We start from the raw sequence: 25,423 nt of genomic DNA on the forward strand, positions 1-25,423 counted from the left end.
CAGAATTGTAATCGCATACAAAAATATTGTCTAATTGGATTCAGACAACATTTTCTGAGATTCAAACTCTTTAAATTTCCTTTTAAGCGTCGTTTTTATCCATATAAACAAAAAAACAACAAATTAAAAAAACTCAGCACTTATTGCTGAGCTCCATGTTTTATAATAATTTGTACCTTTGCAGATTGTCTACTTTATGCTTGGAAATCCTTGCAGTTTCCTTATAATCTTTAAAATAGGCTTTATACATTTGACCCGTTGCTTCGATTCTTGTTAAAAGTTCCACATTTATAATATAAGATCTATGAGATATCATAAACCTAGAATCAACGGCACCTTCCAAGCTAGTTAAAGCTTCATTTGTCTCGAATTTACCATTTTTAGTATGAATGACAGATTTCCGATCAAGTCTTTCAATAAAGATAATTTCTTCTAATGGAATAAAAATTATATTTTTCTGCTGTTTAATCATTAGATCCTTTTTAAATGAATGTTCTTTATCAACTAGTGAAATAGACGCTTGGGAGGCTCTCTCTAAAGCGCTATATAAACGATTTCTATCAATTGGCTTTAAAATATAGTCCACTGCCTTTACGTTAAATGCCTCAAGTGCATAATCATCATGGCCAGTAATAAAAATAACTTGTAAAGCCGGGAGAAGTTCTTTACATGCTTTAACCGCTTCCATCCCATTCAATAAGGGCATTCCGATATCTACTAAAGCAAGATCCGGTTTTTCTTTCGTAACATAGTGTATCAATTCTTCACCGTTGGCGGCCTCTCCGACAATTTTATATTTGGATAAACTCTCAATAAAGTACCTTAACAATTTTCTTGAGGTAACATCATCGTCTGCGATCAATACTTTCATCTTGTTGTTCCCCCTTTTCCCTAGCGTTTCTTGATTTCGCAACACTTTGAATAATATCTGGAGCATCTTCATGATAAACGAGCTGCCAAGCATCAATTACATTTTCTTTCATTACTTTTAGAGACGGAACGGCTACATAAGATGGCGCTTGTTTTCCAAGCAGGGCATACCCTGCTAGAATCGCTTCGGCGACTCCTTGCTGGTATGGTAGCTGGGCACCTAGTCCTTTAATAGGTCCATCCTGTGCAATTTCCAAGGCGACATTCATACCCAAATCTATTGTCGTAATGACTAAATTGCTTTTTTTTGCAGTACGAGTTGCCCTCAAAGCTCCTTCAGCCGGTACATCCCATACAATAAAAATACCATTTAAATCCTGATGTTCAGCAATCATAGCAGATGCCACTTTTTCTCCATCATTCGAATCAGTAATTCCCCTGCGATCGACAATTTGAATGTTAGGGTACTTTTCCTTTATAGTTTTTTCAAATGCTTCCGTTCTTTGTTTGGTTGCAAAAAAATCAGCCTCATGATAGATAATCCCGACCTTACCTTTTCTATCTAACTTCTCAGCCATGATATTGGCCGATTCAATGCCATTTCCATAATTGTCAGCAGAAACAATACTTACATAATCTTTCCCATGCTGCAAACCATTCGGTATATTGTCCATAAACACCAGCTTCACACCAGCTTGGGCCGCTTTTTGATATACGTTTGCAGTCAATTCTGGATCAACTGGAATGCTCACCAGGATATCCGGTTTTTTGTCTAAAATGCTTTCAATGTCAGCTACTTGCTTTTTCCATTTAAATTCTGCATTTGTCATAGCTACTATCTCGATGCCCATTTTCTCAAAAGTAGTTTGTATTCCTTCCAATTGAGACCTTGACCAATCACTTCCAGTATAATGCATAGCAATAGCAGCCTTATATTTCTTTTTCTTAATTTTTTTTATCTCTTCCAAAGATAACCGAAGTGTTTTTGCTGAGACAGCTTCCTCGCCATGTGGTCCTGTACTTAAAATCTTATGATCTGGAATATTTTGATTAATTGTATTGTTTAGCGTTTCACTTAGGATTGTCAAAAACTCTTGTACATGAATGGGCTTTGTTAAATAGTTATCAAATCCTTTATCCAACGTATATTGAATATCCTTTGGCATTGCATTTGCACTTACAGCGATGACAGCAATATCTTTGGTTTCTTTGCCTGCTTTTAAAATTTCAAATACTTCATATCCGTTAATATCTGGGAGGTTAATATCTAGAAGAACCAAATCTATTTTTTCGTTTGCTACAATTTCTATTCCTTCTTTTCCCGTACGAGCTGATAAGAGCGTATAGGAAGGCTGCGATTTAATGATATTACTTACTAAGTGCAAGTTGGATTCGTTATCTTCAATATATAGCAAACGATAGTTATCTTCCTTCCTATTATTTGTGGGAGGAAACTCAGTTTGTTCACCCCATTGTATGACAGTCTTTAAATCATTGGGAAGAGGAAGGCTAAAGCAAAACTCACTTCCTGTTCCTTTAGTGCTTGTTACATTAATCTCCCCTCCCATTAGATTCACCAGCTGTTTAACTAAAGATAACCCAATGCCTGTACCTTCTTCTTTTGTACTTTCAATTCGATAAAATGGAACAAACACTTTAGTATATTCCTCTACAGAAAAACCCACACCTGTATCTACGATATGAATGTACTGCTTATTCTCTTGTAAACGACAGAAAACGATGACTTTTCCATTTTCTTGATTGTATTTAATAGCATTATCAAGTAGGTTCAGCAAGATTTGTTTAAGACGTATAGGATCAGCAAGAACGACCATATCTTCCCATTGATCCAATTGGCTATAAATACTGATATTCTTCTTCTTAGCCAGTGGTTGTACAATATTGATACATTCCTTGATGACAGTTAGAAGATGAACTTCCTCTACAGAAATTTTTAAATTTCCTGTTTCTATTCTTGACACGTCTAAAATATCATTAATTAAACTTAATAAATGGCTTCCTCCATTTAAAATCTCTTGTACAAAATCACGCTGTTGTTCATTTAAAGATTCATCCATCTCCAATAACTGAGCAAAACCTAGAATTCCATTCAGCGGCGTACGCAGTTCATGACTCATCTTAGACAAAAAACTTGATTTGGCCATATTCACTTTTTCAGCTTCTTCTTTTGCGTGAATAATGGCTCTTTCCATTTTTTTTTGTTCTGTGATATCCTCAAACTCCCACAAGTAGCCTACAAAATCATTTTCCTCATTTAAAGGAAAACAATTGTAGCGTAGTGTCATACCTGTATCTATTTTAATTTCTTTCGTAGTTCTCGTTCGTTTTTCTGTATTTTCGAGCTTAATTTTCTTGATTTCTTTATCAAAAAGGTAATGTAAATCCGAAGCATGCATCCCAATATAGCAATCAATTTCCCCCTTCAACTGGAAAAGCTCGTAAAATTTCCTATTTAAGAGCCTTATTTTTTTATTGCAATCTGTTAGTGCAATTCCACTATCTAACCGGTCAATCAAACTACGCTGGAATGCATAGGAATTCATTAATTTTCGTTCTTGTTCTTTTTGAAGAATGTCCTCTTCCATAATCTTTTTGTTAGTAATGTCCACGCAAGTTCCGACTACTTCAGCTACTTTATCCTTATGAAATAAAGGTCTTAAATAAGTTACATAATAGATACCTCTAAATTTACCTTCATATTCAATGTAATGTCCTTCCCATGCTTTTTTGTAATAACCATCTAGTAAATTGGCAGTCTCAATATCATCCCAATAAAAATCATGAAGCGTCTTTCCTACCATATCCTCTCGATTAATTCCCAATCTATACAGTAATTCTCCCTCGAAAAAAGTATGAATAAATTCGTTGCTTTTTTGTACAAACTTAAAAATCATCCCAGTATCAGCAAAGCCTGGTTGTGAAATATATTTGGAATCCTTCATTTGTTTCGCCCCTAGTTAGTTAAAAAAAATATAATATGGATTCTATATGATGAATCCCTTACTTTAAGTTTTTTTTACAATACTTGAAAATTAATTTGGAATCAATTATTTATTTCTAATGATTATTGTAATCGCTTTACAAATTATACTTTTCTTATTATAAGCTTGACTATATTGATTAGTCTAACAATACTTACCCATCAGGCTGCCAGGCCTTTATTAAAGAAGGAATGGATTAAAACAGGGACTCGTCTTTTTGATATTACTAAAAGGAAAGATATTTATTTCGTTAATCCGTCTATGGAGCGTTACATAAAAGCATAGAATTATGAATGACATTTTTCTTCATCTGTTCCTTCTGCTTTTGACGAGTCATCAAACCCCAGTGAACTTGTTTCACATGTAGAAAAGTTACAAATCAATACTCTACTGCGTGTCCGCATAGTGTCACAACTAATCTTGTTGAATATTAACCACTGCTTGTCCTGTGGATGTACGTTTTAATGAGATACTTTGTTCGCCACCGAATCCTTCATCTTCAACCGCCCACTTCGTCGGACCTTCTGTTGAATTGAAGAACCTGATTACTAAAACTCTATGGGCAACTACTGCTATGTGGGCTGAAATAACATACAACGTTTATTTAGCGGAAACGATGAAAAATGAGGGTGAAAGGAGGATTTTGTCTTGGTATTTTCCAAAGAGCATAAAATAGGCTGCTGAGCAATTTCATCTCAACAGCCTAAAAACAATCTAATGTTAGAATCATCAATTCTTCGACTGACGATATCCAGCTTCCTCTGCTTCTTCTTCCGTACAAAACCACTGCACGTTGTTCATCTTCTGGTCGTAATGCGCACCGGTTGGGACGTGATAAATTTTCGAGTTTTTGTTGCCTTTAATTTTATTTTCACAGCGCTCGTTTAGCTCCGCTGATTCGTCTTCTTCTTTTTCTTTTATACCTCTGGCTACTTCAGAGTTATAGCCTTTTTCTTCTACATAGTTTTCAATGCTCCAGATACCTAGCTTGTTTTTTCGAGCTTGGTCCTGCGTTTTACGAAATTCGTCCACATATTTCGTATTGGGAGGAAAGACCGCTACGCGTGCCAGACCTTTTGCCACAAGCTCTTCATTAAACAACTTGCTGTCTACCCATATGTACGCAAGCAAACGGCCATAGCGATCGCGCTCTTCTGCATCAAACTCAAGCGTGACTTCTTGGTTTGTTAAGTGCTCTGTTGTATAGTCAGATGCTTCTGGTCCAAACGGTTGAACCTTTAGCTGCGGATGCTTTGTTTCAGGGGTGTCTACGAGAATAAGACGTACCGTTTCTTCCTTTCCATTTAAAAGTTCTACTTTGACTGTGTCTCCATCCACTACTCTCGTAACCTTTGCTGCTACTCCAATAACGTCTTCACGCTTCAGTGAAGACTCCACCTCGTTTTCATCTCCGGACTGACTTACATTTGTTTCTTCTTCTGTCGGCTGCGTTGCTTTCTTTTCGTTTGATTCACTTGTTTCTGTTCCACACCCGCTTAGAACTGCGAGTATTAAAATCAGGAGAAAACCAAGCGTCTTTTGTAACCTATTCAATTCATTCCACCTCTTACTTTTGCTTCCATTTATGCATAAAAAACAAAAAACTCGCGAATCGCTTATCACGAGTTTTTGTCTATAACTTTGTTAAAAAATTGATCGTATGACGTTAAATGATAATCTGCTTCAAGCGCATCGTTTTGAAAAGCACACGTTTTAATACCAAGCTCACGCGCAGGCTTTAAATCTAACTCACGGTCACCAATAACTAAATCAAGATGATATTTATCGTGAAGATACGCATAAGCTCCTGTATCCGGCTTACGCTTGTATCCATCGTCTTTTGTAATGATTTCTGTAAAATAGTCCTCCATCCCAAAGTACGCTAAAATAGCAAGAGTAGACTCGCGTGATTTATGCGTTACAATCACGTTTTTATCAGCCCACTTTAGTACGTCTTCTACATGGGGAAATGCCGGCTTGTCTTCAGGACTTAGCTGATGCTCAAGCACATGGAAATTTTCATCAAACACTGATTTTTCCACATTAAAGTGCTTAATCGCAACTTCCGATGAAATCTTCATTTGTTTCAAGATTTCAGCTTCCGTAACGGAATCGTCTTTTACAAGCTTTTTGAATGCTTTTACTATTGTTGGATATGTATCGAAAATGGTACCATCAAAATCCCATAAAATGTTCATCTTATCAACCTCTCTTTTTCAAAACCGTTCTAATCATACCAAACTTTTGGCTCGATGTCATTTGAATTTCGAATTCGTTTTGAATTATCATTTTCTTGTCATTTTCGTTTTTCGACTTTAGTTATTCGCTTTTAGAAAATATTATTGCTGAGTTAGCGATCAAACTCAAACGAGAAAATAAAGAATGGCTGAAATAATAAAAAGAGCGTTGGGGTAGTACTCTCCTTCGCTCTTTTTATATGTCTTCAGCTTAATTTGAACAAAATATTCTGACAATTAAGTTAAACGAGAAGAATTTTTTGTTTTTGGGATAAATAATAAACCAATCACAATGCCAATCACTGCTGGTACAATCCACCCTAACCCTTGAGTGTATAAAGGTAACCAAGCAAATATGGACGGCAATCCTACTGGTACAAGTCCGTCGTATACGCTAACGATTCCTGTCAATAAAAGCGTACTAATATAGATAACGTTTGACCCTTGAAAATAAGAGTGAAAAAACGAAAGCACAACAAGCATGATCGTTAGCGGATAAATCATAGTCAGTATCGGAACAGATAGAGAAATGATCTGGTTAAGTCCCACATTTGTTAGCAGTAAACTCCCAATCGTTAGTACTGTAACAATTTTCTGATAAGAAACATTTGGAAGAATACTTGTAAAATACTGAGCGCAAGCTGTAATTAGCCCAACGCACGTTGTAAAGCAAGCAACCCCTACAGTAGCTCCTAATAAAATAACACCCGCAGCTCCGTAAAATTGCTCTGCTGCTGCTGTTAAAAGCTCGCCTCCGTTTTGGAACGTGGACACACTTCCCATTCTCGCTCCTAATACACCAATGAGTATGTACACGCTACATAAGGCAATACCTGCAATGATACCTGTTTTCATCGTCGTATTTATAATGGCTTTTCTCGCCGTAATACCTTTGGCTTTAATTGCCGAAATCACCACAATTCCAAACGCTAATGAAGCAATGGTATCCATCGTTAAATACCCTTCCATAAAGCCTGTAAAAAATGGGGCACTTTCATACTTTTCCGTTACGTTACCGAAGGACGGTTCAAGATTGAATAATCCTGTAAAACCAATTAAAGCAATTGTCAGTAATAAAAATGGCGTTAGCAAACTGCCAATTCGATCTACGATTTTCGCTGGGTTTAAGCTAAGCCAGTATACAAGTGCAAAAAAGGCAATTGAAAAAAGCGCTAGAGATACACCACCTACGTTCTCTCCTAAAAATGGTGCTAGTCCCATCTCATAAGCTACGTTCGCACCGCGTGGAATTCCCATAAACGGTCCAATCATCAAATATAATACGGTTGTAAAAATAAGTCCAAATATCGGGTGTACCCTACCGCTTAGTGCTTGAACTCCATTATCCACTGTGGAAATTGCAATCACACCTAGTATTGGAAGTCCTACTCCTGTTAAAACAAAGCCAATCATCGCTGGCCAAAATGCTTCTCCTGCTTCCTGCCCTAAAAAAGGAGGGAAAATCAGATTTCCAGCTCCAAAAAACAGCGCAAACAGCATGAAACCAATTACGATATTGTCTTTAACAGTTAATTGTTTCATTTCGTTATATGCTCCTTTTACACAATAAAACTCGCCTCTCGAATGAGACGAGTGTATTGTCGAAAAATGTAGATATTTCATACGCAAAATGTAATTTTAACGAACAACAAACAAACTGTCAATACGTATATTGTTATTTTTCAAAAAATTCGTTACGAACTACCGCATCCGCTGCCACAGCTTGAACTCGAACAACTTGACCCTCCGCTATCTCCCCCACCATCAAAAAACGAATCATTGTTGTCATGACCACCGTGTCCGTGCTTATGGTCGTAATCATCCATGGGTGTGGAACAAGCATAGCCGCTGGAGTATGTTCCACTATCTGATGCTTCCGGCCGCTTCATCAACATATCCATATAATAGCCAAAGTCTTCAGCTGCATATAAGGAATAAAAAATAAAGGCTTGAAATAGCGTAGCTTCTGTTACTTTCTTTGACTTTTTAGAGAACGGCTCTTTTTTAGCATTTTGCTTTAGATGTTCAGCTTGCTTAATTTCACCTTTCATTTGACGAATAAGCGCTGTCTTAAGTTCATCCCATTCGTCGGAAGGCGTAAAATATTTATCAATTAGCTTTTCTTCGGATAGTTGATGAAAATCTTTCAGTATAGAACGCGGAATAGGATGTTGGAAAAACCTCCCCCATAAAAGGCGACTATTATCTTTTACATCAAACAAATGCGTGTACAACCAGTCAAAGAACGCACGCTTCCCTGGCTCAGAGCTTGCTTCACTGTTCGTATTGGGCTGATGGTGTAAGAACCGGCTATAAAATTCTTTTGTAAATCGCTCATAGTCCATCGTAAACATAATCATTTCATGCCACACATCATCTACTTTGGAGCTAAACATGGGTACATTCTTAATAATAGCGTTCATTACAAAGTAGCGCTTAAGCTCAAAGGTCGCCCACTCCATTTCATGAGGCTTCATCTCGTGCTCTTTCGCCACTCTTTCCTTCACCTGTTCAATATATGAAGTAGATAAAGAGCTTTCGAAACTCTCTTCGAGTGCAGCTCCTTTTTCCCCATATCGAATACCGAGGTGATTTGGCACTTCTCGGTCATAAAGAAATGATCGCTTTGGTTTTTGGCTCCTTGTTGATTTCACAATAATAATTACAGCAATAATAACTGCTGCTACAATAATTAGAACTCCCACTTTTATTTTCTCTCTCCTCACTCTTCAATCTCTATCTCTTACCTATATTGTATATTTTACCATATATCAAATATGTCAAGGTAACTATCTTTTTTACTACAATAGATATGGTGAATAATGTTTATTTTCATTCAAAAAAGAACCCCGAATGTTGGAGTTGGGACTGACCCCTGTTTTTGAGACAGGAATCAAAACACCTTTTAAACAACCCGTTTTCTGTATTGTACAGGAGACTGGTTGTTTAATTTTGTTTGAATACGGGCATGGTTATAATACGTAATATAGCTTTTGACGGTTTGCTCTATGATGGTAGTCGTAGTGTATGTCAACTCGTCAAGGTAGAACGTTTCAGACTTTAGTGAGGAATGAAACGATTCAATTGAGGCATTATCTGCAGGCGTCCCTTTTCGGGACATACTCATGATAATGCCTTTCTCTTTAATTGTTTGTTGATAAGCATACGATGTGTACACAGAGCCTTGATCACTATGCAACGTGCACCCTTCCGGTAGAGAAGGGAGTTGGTTAAGCGTGTCTAAAACAAACGCGACATTTTGACAATCACCAATGGAATACGCAATAATTTCTCCGTTAAATAAATCTTGAATACTTGAAAGATACAATGGTTTCGGCCCAAAAGGCAAGTACGTAATATCGGTCACAAGCTTTTGAAGAGGGCGTTCAGCTCGAAAGTCACGATTTAATATATTCTCTGCAACCTGATAAGGTTGCCCTGTTCGCTGCCGTTTCTTCCGTTTAACGCGACATTGCCAACCGTATTTCTGCATGGTACGCTGCACAAACTTGTGGTTAATCTTCATGGTTCGCTTGAGTACAGCTGTGATCTTCCGATAGCCATATCGAAACTTGTGTGCACGACATTGTTCACCCACTTGCTGTTCCATCCATTTCTTTCGTGTATCCTGTTGACTATGCTGCTTCCAACGGTAGTAAGTGGACCGAGGAATACCAAGATGGAAACAGATTTGATAAATAGGGATTTGTTCTTTTAACTCTTCCACTAGGTTCACTGCGATTTCTGGTACCACTTCCTTTCCAATTCCTTGTACTTTTTTAAAATCTCGATTTGTTGCTTTAATTGTCGGTTCTCAGTCTTTAACTTAGCTGTCTCGTTTTCAAAATCAGGACCTTTTCCATAGGCATATTGCTTGCCTACTGGCTGTTCCAACCGGTGTACATCCCCATTTTGATACCACTTCATCCATGTTTTTAATTGGGTAGGATTCCGAATGTTTAGTTGTGATAAGACTTCTTTTACAGGTACACCGGCTAACCTCATTTCAATCGCTTTTAACTTTATTTCGACTGGATAACTGACTCTTGTTCCCATAGAAAAAACACCTCCAAGTGATTGTTAGGTACTACATACCCAGTTTTCAACTTAAAGGTGTTTTTTATTTGTCTCACTTTATGGGGTCAGTCCCGTGATTCCCTAGCGTTTTTGTATTCCTTTATTTTACGAAAGCGTCTTTACTTTAACGATATTTATTCACCACGACCGATGGTATCGTTCAATCTTTTTCGGTATTTATCCTTCCATGTTTGCTCATCCTGCACAAGGTCATCGCAAAAAGCAGCTACGTCCTGGCCTGTGAGATCCGTCACTTTTTTCCCTTCTGCTGCTCCTTCTTCAAAAAGGTCGATAATTCCGCCAAAGATACGTTTGTTTCCTTCCCAATCGGTTGGACCACCACCAGCTGTCCACATATATTTTTGAATGGCTTTATAAGCGTTTCGATACTCGGTTGGAAGTGCTTTTGCACGAGATTCCATCGCTCGCCATTCTCTTTTTTCATCCAAACTTCCAATGATTTTCTCAAAGAAATTCATGTTATTTACCTCCCTTTATACTTTTCACTTTTAACTCATTTATTCTGCTTGATACAAAATCCCATTTCGTCCAAAATGCTTCAAGATGCTCTTGTCCCGCTGCGTTAAGTGTATAAAACTTTCGAGGTGGTCCCATAGTGGATGGTTTTTTCTCGATGTCTACAAGCTTATTTTTCTCAAGCCTCATAGTAATCGTATACACTGTTCCTTCAACTACATCAGTGAAGCCAAGCTGACGCAATTGCTGCGTAATTTCATATCCGTACGTTTCGCCTCGGCTGATAATTTCAAGGACGCAGCCTTCAAGCACCCCTTTTAGCATTTCTGTAATATTTTCCAAATGTTCACCCTCCATTGGTACTTTACATTATTTTGATTAAACTCTTACATAAAAGATGTTTTATAAATCACTAATAAGTAATACTAACTACCACTATATAGTACCACATATTAGTAGTCAAGAAACAAGCAATGTTTAATGAGATATAAGACCTTCTAACTTATTTAGACTGACCCTCCTATTCAAGAATGGTTAAGTATCAATAGCTATCTTTTCATTTTAATCATGACTAATCGTTTTTATATAAGATAAAAGAAAAGACCAAATCTATGCGATTTGGTCTTTTACTTAATAACCTATTCCCTATGTCTCTTCAATGAAACGACTTGTTTGCCATTCAGCTTATTTTTATTAAACCCTATTCTTCTGGAATTTCATCAACCTCTTCAACTTTCACAATACCGTTTGTACTGAACTCCAGATCAAAATACGCTTTGACGATATCACCTTTTTCAAGCCCTTTTGGCAGCGGTTCGTTTACCTTTGCCTCCAAAAATGAAATACCAGTTCCTTCTTTTGTCGTTCCATAGTAGCGTCCATCTTCTACTTTATCAATTGTAATATAGTAAACTCGGTATTTACGCTCTTCTTTATCGCCTTTCACCTTTTCGTTAACAGTTTCTTGCGCTGGTAATTTATCTAACGTTTCTTCAGCTTGCTTGGCAGTTGGCGTTGTTCCTCGATTCATAAACTGCACGACAAGTAGGCCTAAACAAACCACAAGTAAAATAAGTAATATAATTTTCTTTACTCCTAAAGACAAAATGTGTGCCTCCTTACACCTTTATGTATATCGTGATCATGTTGCACAAAAGTGATTATACACGATAACGACTCAAAAATATGTGTAAAATTTGTAACATAATCAAAATATGAGAAAGTACCTATGTAAACACTTAACCATACATTACCATAAAACTCTTGCTTAAAATGCACCATTTCTTTATTTTATCGTTGATAATGCAGGGTTTTATAGTTATTTAACGTATGTGGCTAAAATTATTGGATAAAGAAGGATTGTCTGGTTTTCTTGTCGAACCTATACATAAATTGTAATCATATTGTTACTTGACGTCACGTAATATGCTTTTGAAGTGAAAAGGGAGGGAACGAAATGAACTTACTAATCATCAGCTTTTTAGCAGCAGCTGTTCTTGCATTACTGGCAAGACTTTGGTTTCTAAAAACCAATCCACGCTCGGATGACCAAACTGTTCATAAGCCTATCGTTTCAGTTACTGGGCAAGTAAAATCAGCAGAAGGAATTGATCAGGTTGCCATTTCAAAAATTGAAATGTATGAAGAGCATTTATTAATTAACCAAGTAGCCATGATTCCTCTCCACCGCATTCAGCGTGCTGAATTTATCAAGCACGTCAAAAATGAAAAAGGCGTTAAAGGTGCACCTGTCCAGCGTTATTTTGGAGAACTGACATCCATTTCACAAATAAAAATGGAGCGGAAGCGTTAATTGTTTGCAGCACGCCAAAAAAGAATCAGTTTCACCATATCTATCAATATGATGTAATGAAAAAGACGCTTAACAAAGCGTTAGGTATTGAAGATTTACAAAACCACCTTGCGTTCCGCGAGCCTTACGAACTATAATCTGGTAATTTTTTCTTATCGGTATCATAAACCTCCTTTTATTGCACAAGCTATATCATATACATACCCAATCTAAGGAGGTTTTCATCATCGATCCAATTCAATTCCTAAAGTACTTCTGTTCCTTCGCCGGAGCAGGGTGCTTAGCATTTACGTATTATCATATGTTTAAAGGAAATAAAAAAGAAGACAAAGAAAGCAGTACGGATTGAGTACTGCTTTTTTTGTGCTTATTCATTTGTTTAAGTATGGTAAAATAAGTATACCCTACACTGAACGGAGCGGTGCAAATGGATATTTATGATTATTTAGACCTGCTACAAAAAGATATACAAACTTCTCCTATACAAGAAATTGAACAGCGCTATTTTGATATTTGCACAAAACTTTGCGGAACTGATATAGCAAAAGCTATTCAGCTCGTTTCATTAAAAGACTACCAAGAGGCATTACAAGATCTCTTGGCTCAAGGTTTAACAGTTGCATACTCTGAAGGTGCCAAAGCCATTTACTTTGAGTACGACTTAGATAATGATTGGGATAGTACGCTTTTTATCTGTGAAGATTATCAGCCACTTGAAGAGGACGATGATGAGTGGGCATGTGAATGGGTTGATGAAATAAATGGACCCAGTCTAGCAACGTTTGGCAATTTATATGAATCTCATGGCTTCCACGATACAAACGAAGCGCTAGGCTCAACACTTTACCTCATTGTACGGACAGTTTTAGAATACATGAGAGCTTACAATGAGGTGAATGCTTTTCCTAAAGTGAACGTTTGTATTGGATTTCATGATCAAGATCCCGTAATGAGAATTAATGAGGCAGCGAGCGTTTTATAATATGAATCGTCATGAGTTTTCATCTCAAAATTTACATATTCTTATTACGCTTGCTGTAAATCAAGAACTCTCTCACAAAACGTTGGTGGATTGGTGCTCTCTCTACATACATGAAACCGATGAAGGTGATAATCAAAACCTTTTGTTGAATGATAAAGCAATAGATATAGACGCTCAGTGGGAGTTGTTTCTTTCAAATACGTTCACGCTATCTGAGTTACAAACTCTTAACTTAGACTTGATTAAAATACCAGTTCAATGGCTGAAGGATTGGCTAGAAAAGCTTTAACCTATTTAGTTTACCAAAACAAAACCACACCTATAACCGGTGTGGTTTTGCTTTGATTAAAACGCCCAGTTCCCTTTTCTAAACACGGGCTCGCTTGTACCGTCAGCTTTGATGCCGTCGATGTCCATTTCAGCTGAGCCAATCATGAAGTCAACGTGGGTGATGCTGTCGTTTGCTCCGTTTTCAGCTAGCTCGCCTTTTGACATTGTTTTTCCGCCTTCTAAGCAGAACGAATACGCGCTGCCAATCGCTAAGTGATTTGATGCGTTTTCGTCAAACAGCGTGTTGTAGAAAATGATATCAGACTGGGAAATGGGTGAGTTATGCGGTACTAGCGCCACTTCACCTAAATATTTTGCTCCTTCATCTGTATCAATTAGCTGCTTTAACGTTTCTTCTCCGTGCTCTGCTTTAACGCCTGTAATTTTTCCGTTTTCAAACGTAAGCGTAAAGTTTTCGATCAGGTTACCTGCATAGCTTAATGGCTTTGTGCTTGTCACCTGGCCGTTCACACCGTCTTTTTTCGGAACGGTGAACACTTCTTCTGTTGGCATGTTCGCCATGAAGTCATGCCCTTTTTCGTTCACGCTTCCAGCGCCTACCCAAATATGCTTTTCAGGTAGTTCAATTGTTAAGTCTGTACCTGGTGCTTTATAGTGTAGTTTTGCAAAGTGCTTTTCATTTAGGATATCCACTTTTTCATGTAGATTGTCGTTATGTTTTGTCCAAGCAGCTACCGGATCTTCTTGGTCCACACGTACCGCTTTGAAAATCGCTTCCCATAGCTTTTCTTCTTGCTTATCTTCCGGTGCGTCAGGGAATACCTTTGCCGCCCACTCTTTTGATGGTACGGCTACGATTGACCAGCTAATTTTATCAGATTGAATGGCTTCTCTAAACTTTTTCATCGCTTGACCGCTTACACGTTGGAACGTTGCGATACGCTTTCCGTCTACGCCTTTTAATAGATCCGGACTGCTTGAGATAACGGATAAAACAGCTCCTCCATTTTCAACAAGCGCTTCGCGTTCTTGAACTCGCCAAGCTGGGAATTCTTCAAATACTTCATCCGCTGCTTTTTCATACTTCAAGCGAACAAGATAATCATCTTTAAAATCAACGTCAACTGACTTTGCACCAGCTTCATACGCTTTTTTAGCTACTTCACGTACGAATGATGCCGATGCAACATCAGCAGAAATATGTAAAACTTGCCCTGGTTGAATATTGACGCCAACCTTAACCGCTAGCTCAGCGTACTTTTCAATATTGCGTTCAAAATTTAACATAATCTGTCCCCTTTACTAAAAAATTCTTCCACTGTTATTTTAGCATAAACGAATAGCGCAATGATAATATTTGCGTTTTTAGTTTACATAATAAAATTACAGAAAATAAAAAAGAGTTTGGGACATAACAAAATGATTGCTTCTAAAAGACGAACACTCGCTGTTCCCATCTCTTTGATTCGTCTCAACTCGTTCGTTCCATTGCGCTACGGTCACTCGCTTTCCGCGGGGAGGAACCTGAGCTTCCTCGCTGCGCTGCGGGATTTCCGTTTTCCCTCTCTTTCCCGCAGGAGTCGAGTGTCCTACGCTCCATTCCACCCTGTTTCCAACATTGTTTTCACAATCAACCAAAAAACCTGAACGATTAAAAGTTATGAACTCTCAATCGTTCAGGTATAGTAAGAACTGAATTACTTATGTCTCAGTCTCTTTTTTATTTCATCAGCACGCGTCGCTCATTAAAGAATAACTTATAACCTAGGTAGATAAAGTATAAAATGGCAGCTGACAGCACAGCAATCCACATGTAGTAAAGACCTTCTGCTCCCCATACGCCTGTTAAGTTAAAGAGTGCCGGGATGGTAAGCGTAATCCACGACTGGACAACGGCGACTTTTCCCACATATTCTGTAATATCCCGCTCCTGCGTGTTGATAAAGTAAAATAGAAACCAAAGAAATGCCCACAGCAACCACGTTAAGCCGTTTACAACGTCACCATATCTTGTAAAAGCGATGGTCATATAAACAAGAGCTAAAATCGATACCCAAAGCGAATAATAGCCAAGGCCTGTTCCTTCCATTCCTTTGATAACGGTTACACCAACATACAAATACGTTAAGCCAAATAAGAAAATAGCGGCTTTTTCGTAAAGCACCCAGTTTGTTTGATCTGAAACAATAATTAAATAAAACGGCGCAATCATTTGAAAGACGCCGACAAATAGGTTAAACACCCCGACGTTTTTATCGTTTGCTTTTCCTAAAAGCATCAGCCCGTTTAAAAACAGCGCTGCTCCTGATAGTAATAATCCAATGCTGTCCATGTTGTCGTAAAGAATACTAGACTCTTTACTACCTCCTTTATATGTGCTCGAAGTACTGTATGATTCTTATCTTCCCACAAAAGAAAAAAGCAATCCTGCCCGCAGCAGAAATGCTTTTCCTTCTTCATTTGTTTTATAAAATAAAGCTTACAATAATCGCTGATAACACACTTACTAACGTTGCACCGTACAATAAGCGTAAACCAAAGCGAGCCACTGTGTTTCCTTGTTTTTCACTTAAGCCTTTAACAGCTCCAGAAATAATACCAATTGAAGAGAAGTTTGCGAATGACACTAAGAATACAGAAACAATTCCTAGCGTACGCTCACTAAACTGTCCAGACATATCCGCTAAGCTCATCATCGCCACAAACTCATTCGTTACAAGCTTTGTTGCCATAATTCCACCAGCAGCTACCACTTCTGAACCTGGAATACCCATAATGAAGGCAAATGGTGCAAATACATAGCCAAGAATTTCTTGGAATGAAATTCCAAGAATCATTTCAAATACGTTGTTAATGGCTGCGATTAGCGCAACGAATCCAATAAGCATTGCCCCTACAATGATGGCTACTTTAAATCCATCCATGATATATTCGCCAATCATTTCAAAGAACGTTTGTTTTTCTTCATCTTGCACTTCTAAAATATCTTCATCTGTCGTTACTGTATACGGATTAATAATCGACGCAATGATGAAACCACCAAATAAGTTAATAACGATTGCTGTTACTACGTACTTTGGCTCAATCATTGTCATGTACGCACCAACAATTGACATTGAAACCGTTGACATTGCAGACGCACATAATGTATATAGACGGTTTGGAGGTAGTTTATCCAGCTGTTTCTTTACTGTGATAAATACTTCTGATTGACCTACAATAGCAGAAGCTACTGCGTTATAAGATTCAAGTCTTCCCATTCCGTTAATTTTGCTTAAAAGAAGACCAATACCCTTCATGATGAAAGGCAAAATCTTAAAGTGCTGTAGAATCCCAATTAATACAGAGATAAATACGATTGGAAGCAAAACCGTTAAGAAAAATGGAGCTGTTCCGTCGTTCGCTAAGCCCCCAAATACAAATTCAATTCCTTCAGCAGCATATTCCAATAATTTATTAAACGTTGTTGCAATTGCATCAATGATGATAAAACCAAACTTTGTGTTTAATAGAAGCATTGAAAGCAGCAGTTGAAGCACAATCATAATAAGGATTGGCTTATACTTAATGCCTTTTTTATTGTTACTTGCTAAAAATGCTAAACCAAACACAATTAATAACCCTAGTATTCCAATTAAGTATTGCATGTAATAGACTCCCCACTAGTTGTATAAATTCCCATTTAAATCCTATCCTTATAGGCCTTAAACAGCTGCTGCCGAGAGCGTTTTTTTCAAAACAATTCTTTACGTTTTGTGTAAATCTTTTGATGAAAAGAACCCTGGTAACAACTCATTAATGTTTGTCACAACGTGATCGCCTTTTAAATTAGCTAAAATCACGACTGTGCCTGGTGAAAAGAACTCAGCTAAAACTTGACGACAAGCTCCACATGGAGAAATTGGTCCCTCTGTATCCCCAACAACTGCGATTGCTTGAAACTCTTTTTCACCTTCTGAAACAGCTTTAAAAATCGCCGTGCGCTCTGCGCAGTTTGTTAAACCATAGGAAGCGTTCTCGATATTACATCCGTGATATAGTTTTCCTTCCTTTGTTAAAAGAGCTGCACCTACATGAAAATTTGAATATTGAACATATGCTTGTTTACTTGCAACAATTGCTTCATCAATTAATTTTTTCGGCTCCATTCATTCATCATCCTTTTTCATGGTTTAAAGCAGGTTAGCTCAGTGTATGAGCTAACCCGCTAGACATTCTCTTCAGATTCTAATCGAATTAGTATGAGCTGTTGCTAATTTCGCCTTTAGCAATTGAAACACCAGAGCTTGCACCGATACGCGTAGCACCTGCTTCAATCATCGCTTTAGCGTCTTCTAATCCTCGTACGCCACCAGATGCTTTTACGCCAAAGTCTGGTCCAACTGTTTTTCTCATTAACGCAACATCTTCAACCGTTGCGCCACCTGTTGAGAAGCCAGTAGATGTTTTAACAAAGTCCGCACCTGCTTTAACAGATAGTTCACAAGCTTTTACTTTTTCTTCGTCTGTTAATAGACATGCTTCAATGATTACTTTCACTAATGCTTTACCTTTTGCAGCGTCAACAACTGCTTTAATATCACGCTCTACTAAATCGTAATTTTTGTCTTTTAACGCACCGATGTTAATGACCATATCAACTTCGTCTGCACCGTTTTCAATTGCATTTGTTGTTTCGAATGCTTTTACTTCTGGTGTGCTTGCCCCTAGTGGAAAACCAATTACCGTACATACTTTTACTTCTTGTGCATCGCGTAATAACTCAGCAGCTTTTTTAACCCACGTTGGATTCACACATACAGATGCAAATGAATATTCTTTTGCTTCCTGTGCAAGTACTGTAATTTGCTCTTCTGTTGCGTTAGCTTTTAATAAAGTGTGGTCAATCATTTTTGTAATTTCGTTGCTCATGTTTAATTCTTCCTTTCAATCCTCTTATAAAGTAAAATTTTAACCTGTAGAAGCTCTATTTCTCTTCCACTGAATACCTAGTTGAACCATCGTGGCCTTTAGGCGCACTAGAATTAATGAATTTCTTTGTAGATGAGCGTTGGTGCATCTACCTGTTCAGATACAATTGTATAAGAATCGTAAATAACGTTCATTACTTCATCCACGTTTTCAGAGTTACTATGAATTGTTACAAGCGTATCGCCCTTCTTAACAGCATCTCCTACTTTTTTGTGCAGTACTACACCAACAGCTAAATCAATCACTGATTCTTTTGTTGCGCGACCTGCACCAAGTTTCATTGCTGCTACGCCGATTTGCTCAGCAACAATTTCTGATACATAGCCATCTGCTTTTGCTGGAACCGAAATTTTATAAGAAGCATCCGGAAGCTGTGATGGATCATCTACTACGGATGTATCTCCACCCTGTGCTTCAAGGAATGTTTTAAATGTTGCAAGTGCTTGTCCGTTATCGATCACTTCTATTAATAGCGCACGCGCCTCTTCAAGGCTGCTTGCTTTCTTTGCAAGCATAACCATATGGCTACCTAACGTCAAGCATAATTCTGTTAAATCTTCCGGCCCTTCACCTTTTAACGTATCGATTGCTTCTTTCACTTCTAGCGCGTTTCCAACCGCAAATCCAAGCGGTTGACTCATATCAGAAATGATAGCTTTTGTGTTTCGTCCAACACCTTTTCCGATTTCAACCATTGCTTGTGCTAATGCTTCTGCATCTTTTAAGTCTTTCATAAACGCACCGTTTCCAGTTTTAACATCTAAACAAATTGCGTCTGCACCCGCTGCAATCTTCTTACTCATAATTGAGCTTGCAATCAGTGGAATTGAATCAACTGTTGCCGTTACGTCACGTAGTGCGTATAAACTTTTATCTGCTGGCGTTAAGTCACCGCTTTGTCCAATAACCGCTAGTTTGTTTGTGTTTACTAGACGAATAAATTCGTCGTTCGTAATTTCAACGTGGAATCCTGGGACAGCTTCTAGCTTATCGATTGTTCCACCCGTATGACCAAGGCCGCGACCTGACATCTTAGCGACCGGTACGCCTACCGCTGCAACAAGTGGTCCAAGTACTAACGTTGTTGTATCTCCTACTCCACCTGTACTGTGCTTATCTACTTTAATGCCTTCAATTTCACTTAAGTCAATTTGATCACCTGAGTTTACCATCGCTGTCGTTAAATGAACGCGCTCTTCCTGCGTCATATCCTGGAAATAAATTGCCATTGCTAGTGCGGACATCTGATAGTCAGGCAAGTTACCATTTGTATATTCAGTAATAATAAAGTCAATTTCACTTTTTGTTAATTCTAAGCCATTTCGCTTTTTTTCAATTAGATCTACAACTCTCATTGATATGGCCTCCCCATGCGCTTTCTTTTCAAAATTATAACGCTTTCAATAACTTACATCTTCACTATATCTCAACATTGAACAAATGTAAATATTTATCTTGACATTTGTTCAACGTTTTTTATGATGTCACTTTTTCAAGCAGCTGCTGAGCTGTAAATGGGTCTGTGACTAGTGTATTAACATACCCGCCTTTTATCGCACCGTAAATACCTTCCACCTTGTGCGCCCCTCCCGCTACGAGGATCGAATGTTCCTTTTGCTTAAGTTCTTCTAAATCTAAACCAAGCGTGCGTTCATTTAAGCTCGGGTTGCAAATACACCCATTTTCATCGAAAAATCGCGAACAAATATCACCGACTGCGTGCGGATCTAGCTGTTTTAAATCCTCTTCTGTGAAATAACCTAGCTGAAACAGCAAAGAATCTGTTTTAATAGGACCCGTCGTAAAGATCGCAATATTTGCTTTTTTGCCAAGTTCTAATATTCCTTTTATATGACGATCAGCTTCCATTGCCTGCTTTACTACAACATGATCAACAATAGCCGGAAGCGGTAAATAAAGAGGAACGGTGCTATAAGCATTTCCAAACAGATGCAGTATTTCAGAAGCATACGTGTTGGTTTCAGAATGGCTAACTCCACCTTTTAACTGTACAACTTTCACATCTTTTACACGCTTATTTTTGAGCTTCATCCCTACATGATAAAGCGTTGTTCCCCACGTTACGCCAATAATATCTCCATCTTTTACAATTTTATCAAGGTAATCTGCTGCTGCTTCTCCTAAACCTTCCTTTACAAGGTTTCGATCTTCATGAGGTATAGATGCGACAATTGCTTTTTTTAGTTTAAACGTTTGTTCTAGCTGAGCTGATAGCTCTTTCACATCGATGGTAGAATCGATAATTTTAATTTGTACAATGCCTTCAGATTTAGCTTGTTGCAGTAAGCGTGAAACAGTTGGCCTTGAAACTCCAAGCTTTTTAGCAATTTCATTTTGATTATAGTCAAACAGATAATACATCTTTGCTGCTTCGATTGCTTTCGTTAACTTGTCGCTTTCCATAAGCATCTCCTTTACGTCAGTATAGCGTTTTCATTTTTCTATCTTACCAAACAATGAACATTTTTATAATACTACCTGAACATTTTTTCAAAAACCCCTCTTCTAATCGAAGAAAGGCTTAGCGGTTGACGGCATATACGACAAACAACACAATATTCAACATAATAAGAGCAACCCCCGCAAGGAGCCACTTTGTTCCCTGAGACTTCTTCTCTCCTTCTTGCATTTCAAAGCCTCGGATAGCAAACACGATTCCGAGTGTAAAAAATAAAAAGAATGTTTGACGATAATCAAAAAAAGCTAAAACCAAAAAAATGGCTGTAAAAAATACCATGATCATTTCTAATGCTATATACGGCTGTCTTTTACATACTAACAGTTTCAAATTGCACACCTACCCTTTATCCAAGTTCTATGACAACTTATTTTACTATTTTTTCGCGAGCAGGTGTCAACGTTTGATGTACTGTTCACGTATTTGTAACAAAAGCGCTCCTATGTTAGGAAGCGCTTTTGTTATTCATTCATATTTGGATTCACCGGATTATCGATTCCTGTTTTCTCTTGAATCTTTTTATAAATAAAGTACGTATAGATGGCGATCAAAATTGAGAACGCCCACGTCACTGCTTGGCGAAAGACAATCATGTTGCCATACCCTTCAACACCGTACTTTTGAATAAGAACGTATTTTACAATGGCTAAAAACACATAGCGCCCCGCAAATAAAACGGTTAACCAGTTCATCATTTTAAAGAGATCTTGCTCAAAGAATAGCTTTTTTGAATCTTCACGCTTATATCCCATTAAATAGGCCGTATCAACAAAGAAATATAGCCCAATTGGACACTTCACTAAAATCGTTATAAACGTAAAAATAGCTAGTCCAATCATAAAATAAACCTGATTAACCAGCATGGTTTCTGCATTACCCGACAATAAATCTACAATTGTTCGCGCAAGCAAGGTAATAACAAGAAACAGTCCCGTTACGTTAAATTGACGCTCTTTAATAAACGTATAGATGGTATAGAAGAATGCAGGGGCTGTCGATAATAAAATGGCGTAATAATCACCGATAAGATCTTTTCCCTGATTCCAGATAAGGTACGGGATTGCAATGTAAAAAAGCAAGTCAAACCATACTCGTTTTGAATTGTTCATAGCGCCCTCCTTTTCCACTATTGTTAGTGTAATTATATGGGAAAATGATGTAGAAGAAAAGGTTATTTCATTTGCAGAAACGAAAAGCCTTCCTCGTTTTCATTTAGATCATATACGTCTTCACCTTTCATAAACAAGACGCCGTGGAAAATTTGAAGATCATCATCACACGCTTCACAAAACTCTTTCTCACAGTCATTCCAAAAGGTAAAAAGAGATAGCTTTTTCATATGAACGTGGCGATAACTCGCTTGATGTTCATGAATAAGCCTTGTATAATGCTCAAGCGCTTCTTTTTTATGGTCGAATTCAATCGTTTCAATAATGTCTTTTTCCCAACCATCTAGAAAAAGCCACGGTTCACAGTCAGTTTTAATTTTATGGACTTTCCATTTTTCATTCATAATACTTCGCTCCTTACTTCGTCTTACAGGATGCTTACTCTTTTATTATTCAAGAAAAACACCCTCGAATCAAGTAATACGCTAAAAGCGCACCAGCTATCTTTGAGCTGATGCGCTTTCACGTTTGCTACGAAGCGATTCGCTTTGTATCTATTTGTTTTTTCAGCCAACCTTTACCTTCTACAATGCGTGACACAAGCATAGAAGATACGTTATCTCCCGTTACGTTCACCATTGTTGCAGGTGGATCGACAATCATGCCTAGCGCGGCCATAACCGGAAGTGCTTCAATTGGCAAGCCAAACATCGTTAAAATCAACATCTCACCAACTGCGCCTCCGCTCGGTAGACCCGCAATGACAACACCACATAAAATAGCAACAACAACGGCTTTCACAAACGTATCGATGCCGCTGAAATCCATATCGAATAGCGTAAAGGCAAATGAAATTTTTAAGATTGCAGCCAAGCAAGACCCGTCCATATGTACGGTTGCTCCAATTGGAATGACCGTTTCTCGCACATCTTTTGGAACGCCCGTTTGTTTAGCTGCCTCTAGGTTAACAGGCACGCTGGCTACGCTGCTCCCTGTCCCTAAAGCCGTAACCGCTGGCGTTAAGATATTTTTCCAAAAACGAACGATCCCTTCTTTTCCTCCTGCTAAAAAGGCATAAAGCGTAAAGCCAACAAAGAAGTATAAAAGAGCTACCGGGTAATATACGGCTACTGCTTTTGCATACGTTCCTAATAAATCAGGACCAAATACACCAACTAACGACGCGAAGTAAGCAAATAACCCAATTGGTGCCACGTACATCACAAGCGTTACCATTTTCATAAACACCTGTGAACCTGATTGTAGTACTTTCACAAACGGCTTTCCAGCTTCACCAATTAGCGTTGCTGATAATCCTAAAAGTACGGCAAAAACAATAAGTGCAAGCATATGTTCACGAGACAGTAAATCCACAAAGTCAGACGTTGTAAATGCTTGTACAAACTGATCGGCAATATTAATATTTTCTACCTGATCTGGCTTTTCAATTGTAATTGGTGACGCATCAACTGATAAAAATGCCTTAACTGCAAAAAGCATTAATAAAGATGAAATAATGCCAGTCAAAATAAAAACGCCAAACATTGAGCCAATGATTTTTCCAAAGCGATTCATATTCGCAGTGTTTGATACGGCTGCTGCAATGCTAAAAAACACGAGCGGCACAACAACCATAAACATTAAGTTTAAATAAATGTCCCCTAGTGGCTTTAACACTTCTGCTTTCTCTCCAGCAAAAAACCCTACTGCTCCACCAGCAAAAATAGATGCTAGTAAAATGAGCGGAAAGCGATATGGTTTTAACGTGTACATAAACATCCTCCTTCTAATTAAAACGCTCACAAAAAAAGCGACAGCATGCGCGCTGTCACTTTTTTGATTTTACTATAGTTTTAAAATTGGTCAATCCAGCTTTAGCCCCTTTTAACAAATTGTATACTTCCGACTTTTCCAAATAATTATAAAGATATGATAACAAGCAGTGCTAGCATAAATACTACTCCAAGGAATTCATAAACATAGCTCTTTGACTCTTTATCAGTCATCCAATGCTCAATTCCTCGCAAAGTATCTACTAAAATAAAAAAGCCACACACTGGCAGTGCTCGAATCCAGATGGGAAACTCATCGCTTCTCTCTGAAAACGTGACAACACCAAGAAAATAAATGAACAATACTACTATGATACCTTCAATCACCCTATACAGCCTCTTTCTATCTTTGGAAAACAGACTTACACGCTTTTCTTGAATATTTAACCTCTTTTTCAAATAGTAATGGCTAGTTGAAAAGTAAAGTATAAAAAGAAGAATGACACCTATTAAACCCTCATAACTCATTTAAATTCCCCTTTAGCAAGCTATAGTATATTAAGGTAATATCATAATTAAAGGGTTAAATGTAATTATTTGCATAAAAAACCCTCCACTTTCAAAATAAAAAGTAGAGGGTTCTATGTACGCAAAAGAGCTATTAATCTCGCTCTTTTGCTCGTTGCGTATCTCGAATATTTTTTTGAATTGTCACTACTGCAAACAAGCTCAACACAAATGACATGCCGTAGAAGCCTTTTTCGCTTAGCGTAATACTCCCTGCGTTATATAAACCAATAACCATTAATGAAATCGATACAATAAGTGCAAACCAGCTAATTCCATAATAAATACCTGTAACAGGGATATCTTCCTCTTTGTCTCGAACGGCTTTTTGAAGAGATACCGCTGAATAAAGTCCAAATACTAAAACAGCAAAATAGTAGCCTTTTTCATTTAGCTCCATCGTTGCGTTAAATAATCCAACCAAGTAAGCTACAACTCCAATCAGTAGCGCTCCCCAAGATGCTCCTTTAAAAGCTGAAGTTGGCTCTCCTTCTTTTCGTTCTACCTTAACCTTTGGCTCATCTTGGTTTCGCTTCTCTGGAAATAGTTCATGCTCATTCGCCATTTAGGTTTTCGCCTCCTCTTCTCTCTTAATCTAAACAAATACGCGATTGTACGTTCACTTATACCATTATATAGAAAATAGGTTAAATTAATAGGTGTTTTTGTCATCTTTTAATAAGACTTTATGCTCAAAATAAATAAATAAATACACTTCTGTTTTTTATACAAAAAAAAGAAACAGCTTCATGAGCCATCTCTTTTCTACGTACGAC

General features: G+C 37.8%; 26 protein-coding genes. 3 read left to right on the top strand and 23 right to left on the bottom strand.

All coding sequences use genetic code 11. The annotated features are described in order from the left end of the window. Positions 1 to 160 precede the first annotated feature (160 nt). From MKZ18_RS11795 to MKZ18_RS11840, 10 genes are all read right to left on the bottom strand, one after another. Positions 161 to 871, bottom strand: coding sequence for a LytR/AlgR family response regulator transcription factor (locus MKZ18_RS11795; RefSeq protein WP_025907923.1), 711 nt, complete (start codon positions 869 to 871; stop codon positions 161 to 163). Then, positions 846 to 3,785: a substrate-binding domain-containing protein gene (locus MKZ18_RS11800; protein WP_251385675.1), complete on the bottom strand. Its 2,940-nt coding sequence runs from the start codon at positions 3,783 to 3,785 to the stop codon at positions 846 to 848. The genes MKZ18_RS11795 and MKZ18_RS11800 overlap by 26 nt, the downstream gene beginning before the upstream one ends. A gap of 816 nt (positions 3,786 to 4,601) precedes the next feature. Next, the gene (locus tag MKZ18_RS11805; protein ID WP_061786363.1) at positions 4,602 to 5,426 is read right to left on the bottom strand and encodes a thermonuclease family protein; all 825 of its coding nucleotides are present in this window, start codon (positions 5,424 to 5,426) and stop codon (positions 4,602 to 4,604) included. Positions 5,427 to 5,491: 65 nt separating this feature from the next. Then, positions 5,492 to 6,070, bottom strand: a complete 579-nt coding sequence (locus MKZ18_RS11810; protein WP_025907926.1) for an HAD-IA family hydrolase — start codon at positions 6,068 to 6,070, stop codon at positions 5,492 to 5,494. 276 nt (positions 6,071 to 6,346) lie between these two features. Further along, positions 6,347 to 7,651, bottom strand: coding sequence for a branched-chain amino acid transport system II carrier protein (gene brnQ, locus MKZ18_RS11815; RefSeq protein ID WP_061786362.1), 1,305 nt, complete (start codon positions 7,649 to 7,651; stop codon positions 6,347 to 6,349). Positions 7,652 to 7,803: 152 nt separating this feature from the next. Beyond that, complete coding sequence (locus MKZ18_RS11820) at positions 7,804 to 8,814, bottom strand: hypothetical protein (RefSeq protein WP_061786361.1); 1,011 nt, start codon at positions 8,812 to 8,814, stop codon at positions 7,804 to 7,806. Between the two features lie 200 nt (positions 8,815 to 9,014). Further along, positions 9,015 to 10,165, bottom strand: a protein-coding gene (locus tag MKZ18_RS11825; RefSeq protein ID WP_144594449.1) for an IS3 family transposase whose coding sequence is annotated in 2 segments (ribosomal slippage) — positions 9,015 to 9,892 and positions 9,892 to 10,165 — 1,152 coding nt in all. Because the reading frame shifts where the segments join, the coding sequence is not laid out codon by codon here. A gap of 155 nt (positions 10,166 to 10,320) precedes the next feature. Beyond that, entirely contained in the window at positions 10,321 to 10,665 is a 345-nt protein-coding gene (locus MKZ18_RS11830; RefSeq protein WP_025907929.1) for a DUF1048 domain-containing protein, read from the bottom strand. 1 nt (position 10,666) lies between these two features. Beyond that, positions 10,667 to 11,005 carry a PadR family transcriptional regulator gene (locus tag MKZ18_RS11835; protein WP_025907930.1) on the bottom strand — a complete coding sequence of 113 codons (339 nt, stop codon included), beginning with the start codon at positions 11,003 to 11,005 and terminating at the stop codon, positions 10,667 to 10,669. Between the two features lie 358 nt (positions 11,006 to 11,363). After that, positions 11,364 to 11,768: a hypothetical protein gene (locus tag MKZ18_RS11840; RefSeq protein ID WP_061786360.1), complete on the bottom strand. Its 405-nt coding sequence runs from the start codon at positions 11,766 to 11,768 to the stop codon at positions 11,364 to 11,366. 351 nt (positions 11,769 to 12,119) lie between these two features. Between MKZ18_RS11840 and MKZ18_RS11845 the strand changes: the two genes are divergently transcribed. From MKZ18_RS11845 to MKZ18_RS11855, 3 genes are all read left to right on the top strand, one after another. Beyond that, a complete protein-coding gene (locus MKZ18_RS11845; protein ID WP_235859255.1) occupies positions 12,120 to 12,476 on the top strand; it encodes a hypothetical protein in 357 nt (118 codons plus the stop codon). A gap of 427 nt (positions 12,477 to 12,903) precedes the next feature. Continuing rightward, positions 12,904 to 13,458, top strand: a complete 555-nt coding sequence (locus MKZ18_RS11850) for a hypothetical protein (RefSeq protein ID WP_061786359.1) — start codon at positions 12,904 to 12,906, stop codon at positions 13,456 to 13,458. Position 13,459: 1 nt separating this feature from the next. Continuing rightward, complete coding sequence (locus MKZ18_RS11855) at positions 13,460 to 13,747, top strand: hypothetical protein (RefSeq protein WP_061786358.1); 288 nt, start codon at positions 13,460 to 13,462, stop codon at positions 13,745 to 13,747. 56 nt (positions 13,748 to 13,803) lie between these two features. Here the strand turns inward: MKZ18_RS11855 and MKZ18_RS11860 are convergent, their stop codons facing one another. The 13 genes from MKZ18_RS11860 to yiaA all read right to left on the bottom strand — a co-directional run bounded on the left by MKZ18_RS11860 (position 13,804) and on the right by yiaA (position 25,212). Beyond that, on the bottom strand, positions 13,804 to 15,036 hold the full coding sequence (locus MKZ18_RS11860; protein WP_061786357.1) for an aminopeptidase: 1,233 nt from the start codon (positions 15,034 to 15,036) through the stop codon (positions 13,804 to 13,806). Positions 15,037 to 15,469: 433 nt separating this feature from the next. After that, positions 15,470 to 16,081 carry an AmiS/UreI family transporter gene (locus MKZ18_RS11865; RefSeq protein WP_061785876.1) on the bottom strand — a complete coding sequence of 204 codons (612 nt, stop codon included), beginning with the start codon at positions 16,079 to 16,081 and terminating at the stop codon, positions 15,470 to 15,472. 133 nt (positions 16,082 to 16,214) lie between these two features. Beyond that, positions 16,215 to 17,396 (bottom strand): NupC/NupG family nucleoside CNT transporter, encoded by a 1,182-nt coding sequence (locus MKZ18_RS11870; RefSeq protein ID WP_025910286.1) that lies wholly within the window; start codon positions 17,394 to 17,396, stop codon positions 16,215 to 16,217. Positions 17,397 to 17,495: 99 nt separating this feature from the next. After that, positions 17,496 to 17,897: a cytidine deaminase gene (locus tag MKZ18_RS11875; RefSeq protein WP_061785877.1), complete on the bottom strand. Its 402-nt coding sequence runs from the start codon at positions 17,895 to 17,897 to the stop codon at positions 17,496 to 17,498. An 88-nt stretch (positions 17,898 to 17,985) separates the two neighbouring features. Beyond that, positions 17,986 to 18,660 carry a deoxyribose-phosphate aldolase gene (gene deoC / locus MKZ18_RS11880; protein WP_025910284.1) on the bottom strand — a complete coding sequence of 225 codons (675 nt, stop codon included), beginning with the start codon at positions 18,658 to 18,660 and terminating at the stop codon, positions 17,986 to 17,988. Between the two features lie 113 nt (positions 18,661 to 18,773). Further along, positions 18,774 to 20,075 carry a pyrimidine-nucleoside phosphorylase gene (locus MKZ18_RS11885; protein ID WP_061785878.1) on the bottom strand — a complete coding sequence of 434 codons (1,302 nt, stop codon included), beginning with the start codon at positions 20,073 to 20,075 and terminating at the stop codon, positions 18,774 to 18,776. Between the two features lie 121 nt (positions 20,076 to 20,196). Beyond that, positions 20,197 to 21,144 carry a sugar-binding transcriptional regulator gene (locus MKZ18_RS11890; RefSeq protein ID WP_061785879.1) on the bottom strand — a complete coding sequence of 316 codons (948 nt, stop codon included), beginning with the start codon at positions 21,142 to 21,144 and terminating at the stop codon, positions 20,197 to 20,199. Between the two features lie 118 nt (positions 21,145 to 21,262). Further along, positions 21,263 to 21,529 (bottom strand): hypothetical protein, encoded by a 267-nt coding sequence (locus tag MKZ18_RS11895; RefSeq protein ID WP_061785880.1) that lies wholly within the window; start codon positions 21,527 to 21,529, stop codon positions 21,263 to 21,265. Between the two features lie 131 nt (positions 21,530 to 21,660). Beyond that, positions 21,661 to 22,308: a VC0807 family protein gene (locus MKZ18_RS11900; protein ID WP_061785881.1), complete on the bottom strand. Its 648-nt coding sequence runs from the start codon at positions 22,306 to 22,308 to the stop codon at positions 21,661 to 21,663. 62 nt (positions 22,309 to 22,370) lie between these two features. Then, positions 22,371 to 22,712 (bottom strand): DUF1033 family protein, encoded by a 342-nt coding sequence (locus tag MKZ18_RS11905; RefSeq protein WP_025910277.1) that lies wholly within the window; start codon positions 22,710 to 22,712, stop codon positions 22,371 to 22,373. Between the two features lie 127 nt (positions 22,713 to 22,839). Continuing rightward, the gene (locus MKZ18_RS11910; RefSeq protein WP_061785882.1) at positions 22,840 to 24,081 is read right to left on the bottom strand and encodes a dicarboxylate/amino acid:cation symporter; all 1,242 of its coding nucleotides are present in this window, start codon (positions 24,079 to 24,081) and stop codon (positions 22,840 to 22,842) included. Positions 24,082 to 24,227: 146 nt separating this feature from the next. Next, positions 24,228 to 24,608, bottom strand: a complete 381-nt coding sequence (locus tag MKZ18_RS11915) for a DUF4181 domain-containing protein (RefSeq protein ID WP_061785883.1) — start codon at positions 24,606 to 24,608, stop codon at positions 24,228 to 24,230. Positions 24,609 to 24,741: 133 nt separating this feature from the next. Next, positions 24,742 to 25,212: an inner membrane protein YiaA gene (gene yiaA / locus MKZ18_RS11920; RefSeq protein ID WP_025910274.1), complete on the bottom strand. Its 471-nt coding sequence runs from the start codon at positions 25,210 to 25,212 to the stop codon at positions 24,742 to 24,744. Positions 25,213 to 25,423: the final 211 nt, after the last annotated feature.

Source organism: Priestia sp. FSL W8-0001, assembly GCF_038050335.1.
GTDB lineage: Bacteria > Bacillota > Bacilli > Bacillales > Bacillaceae_H > Priestia > Priestia flexa.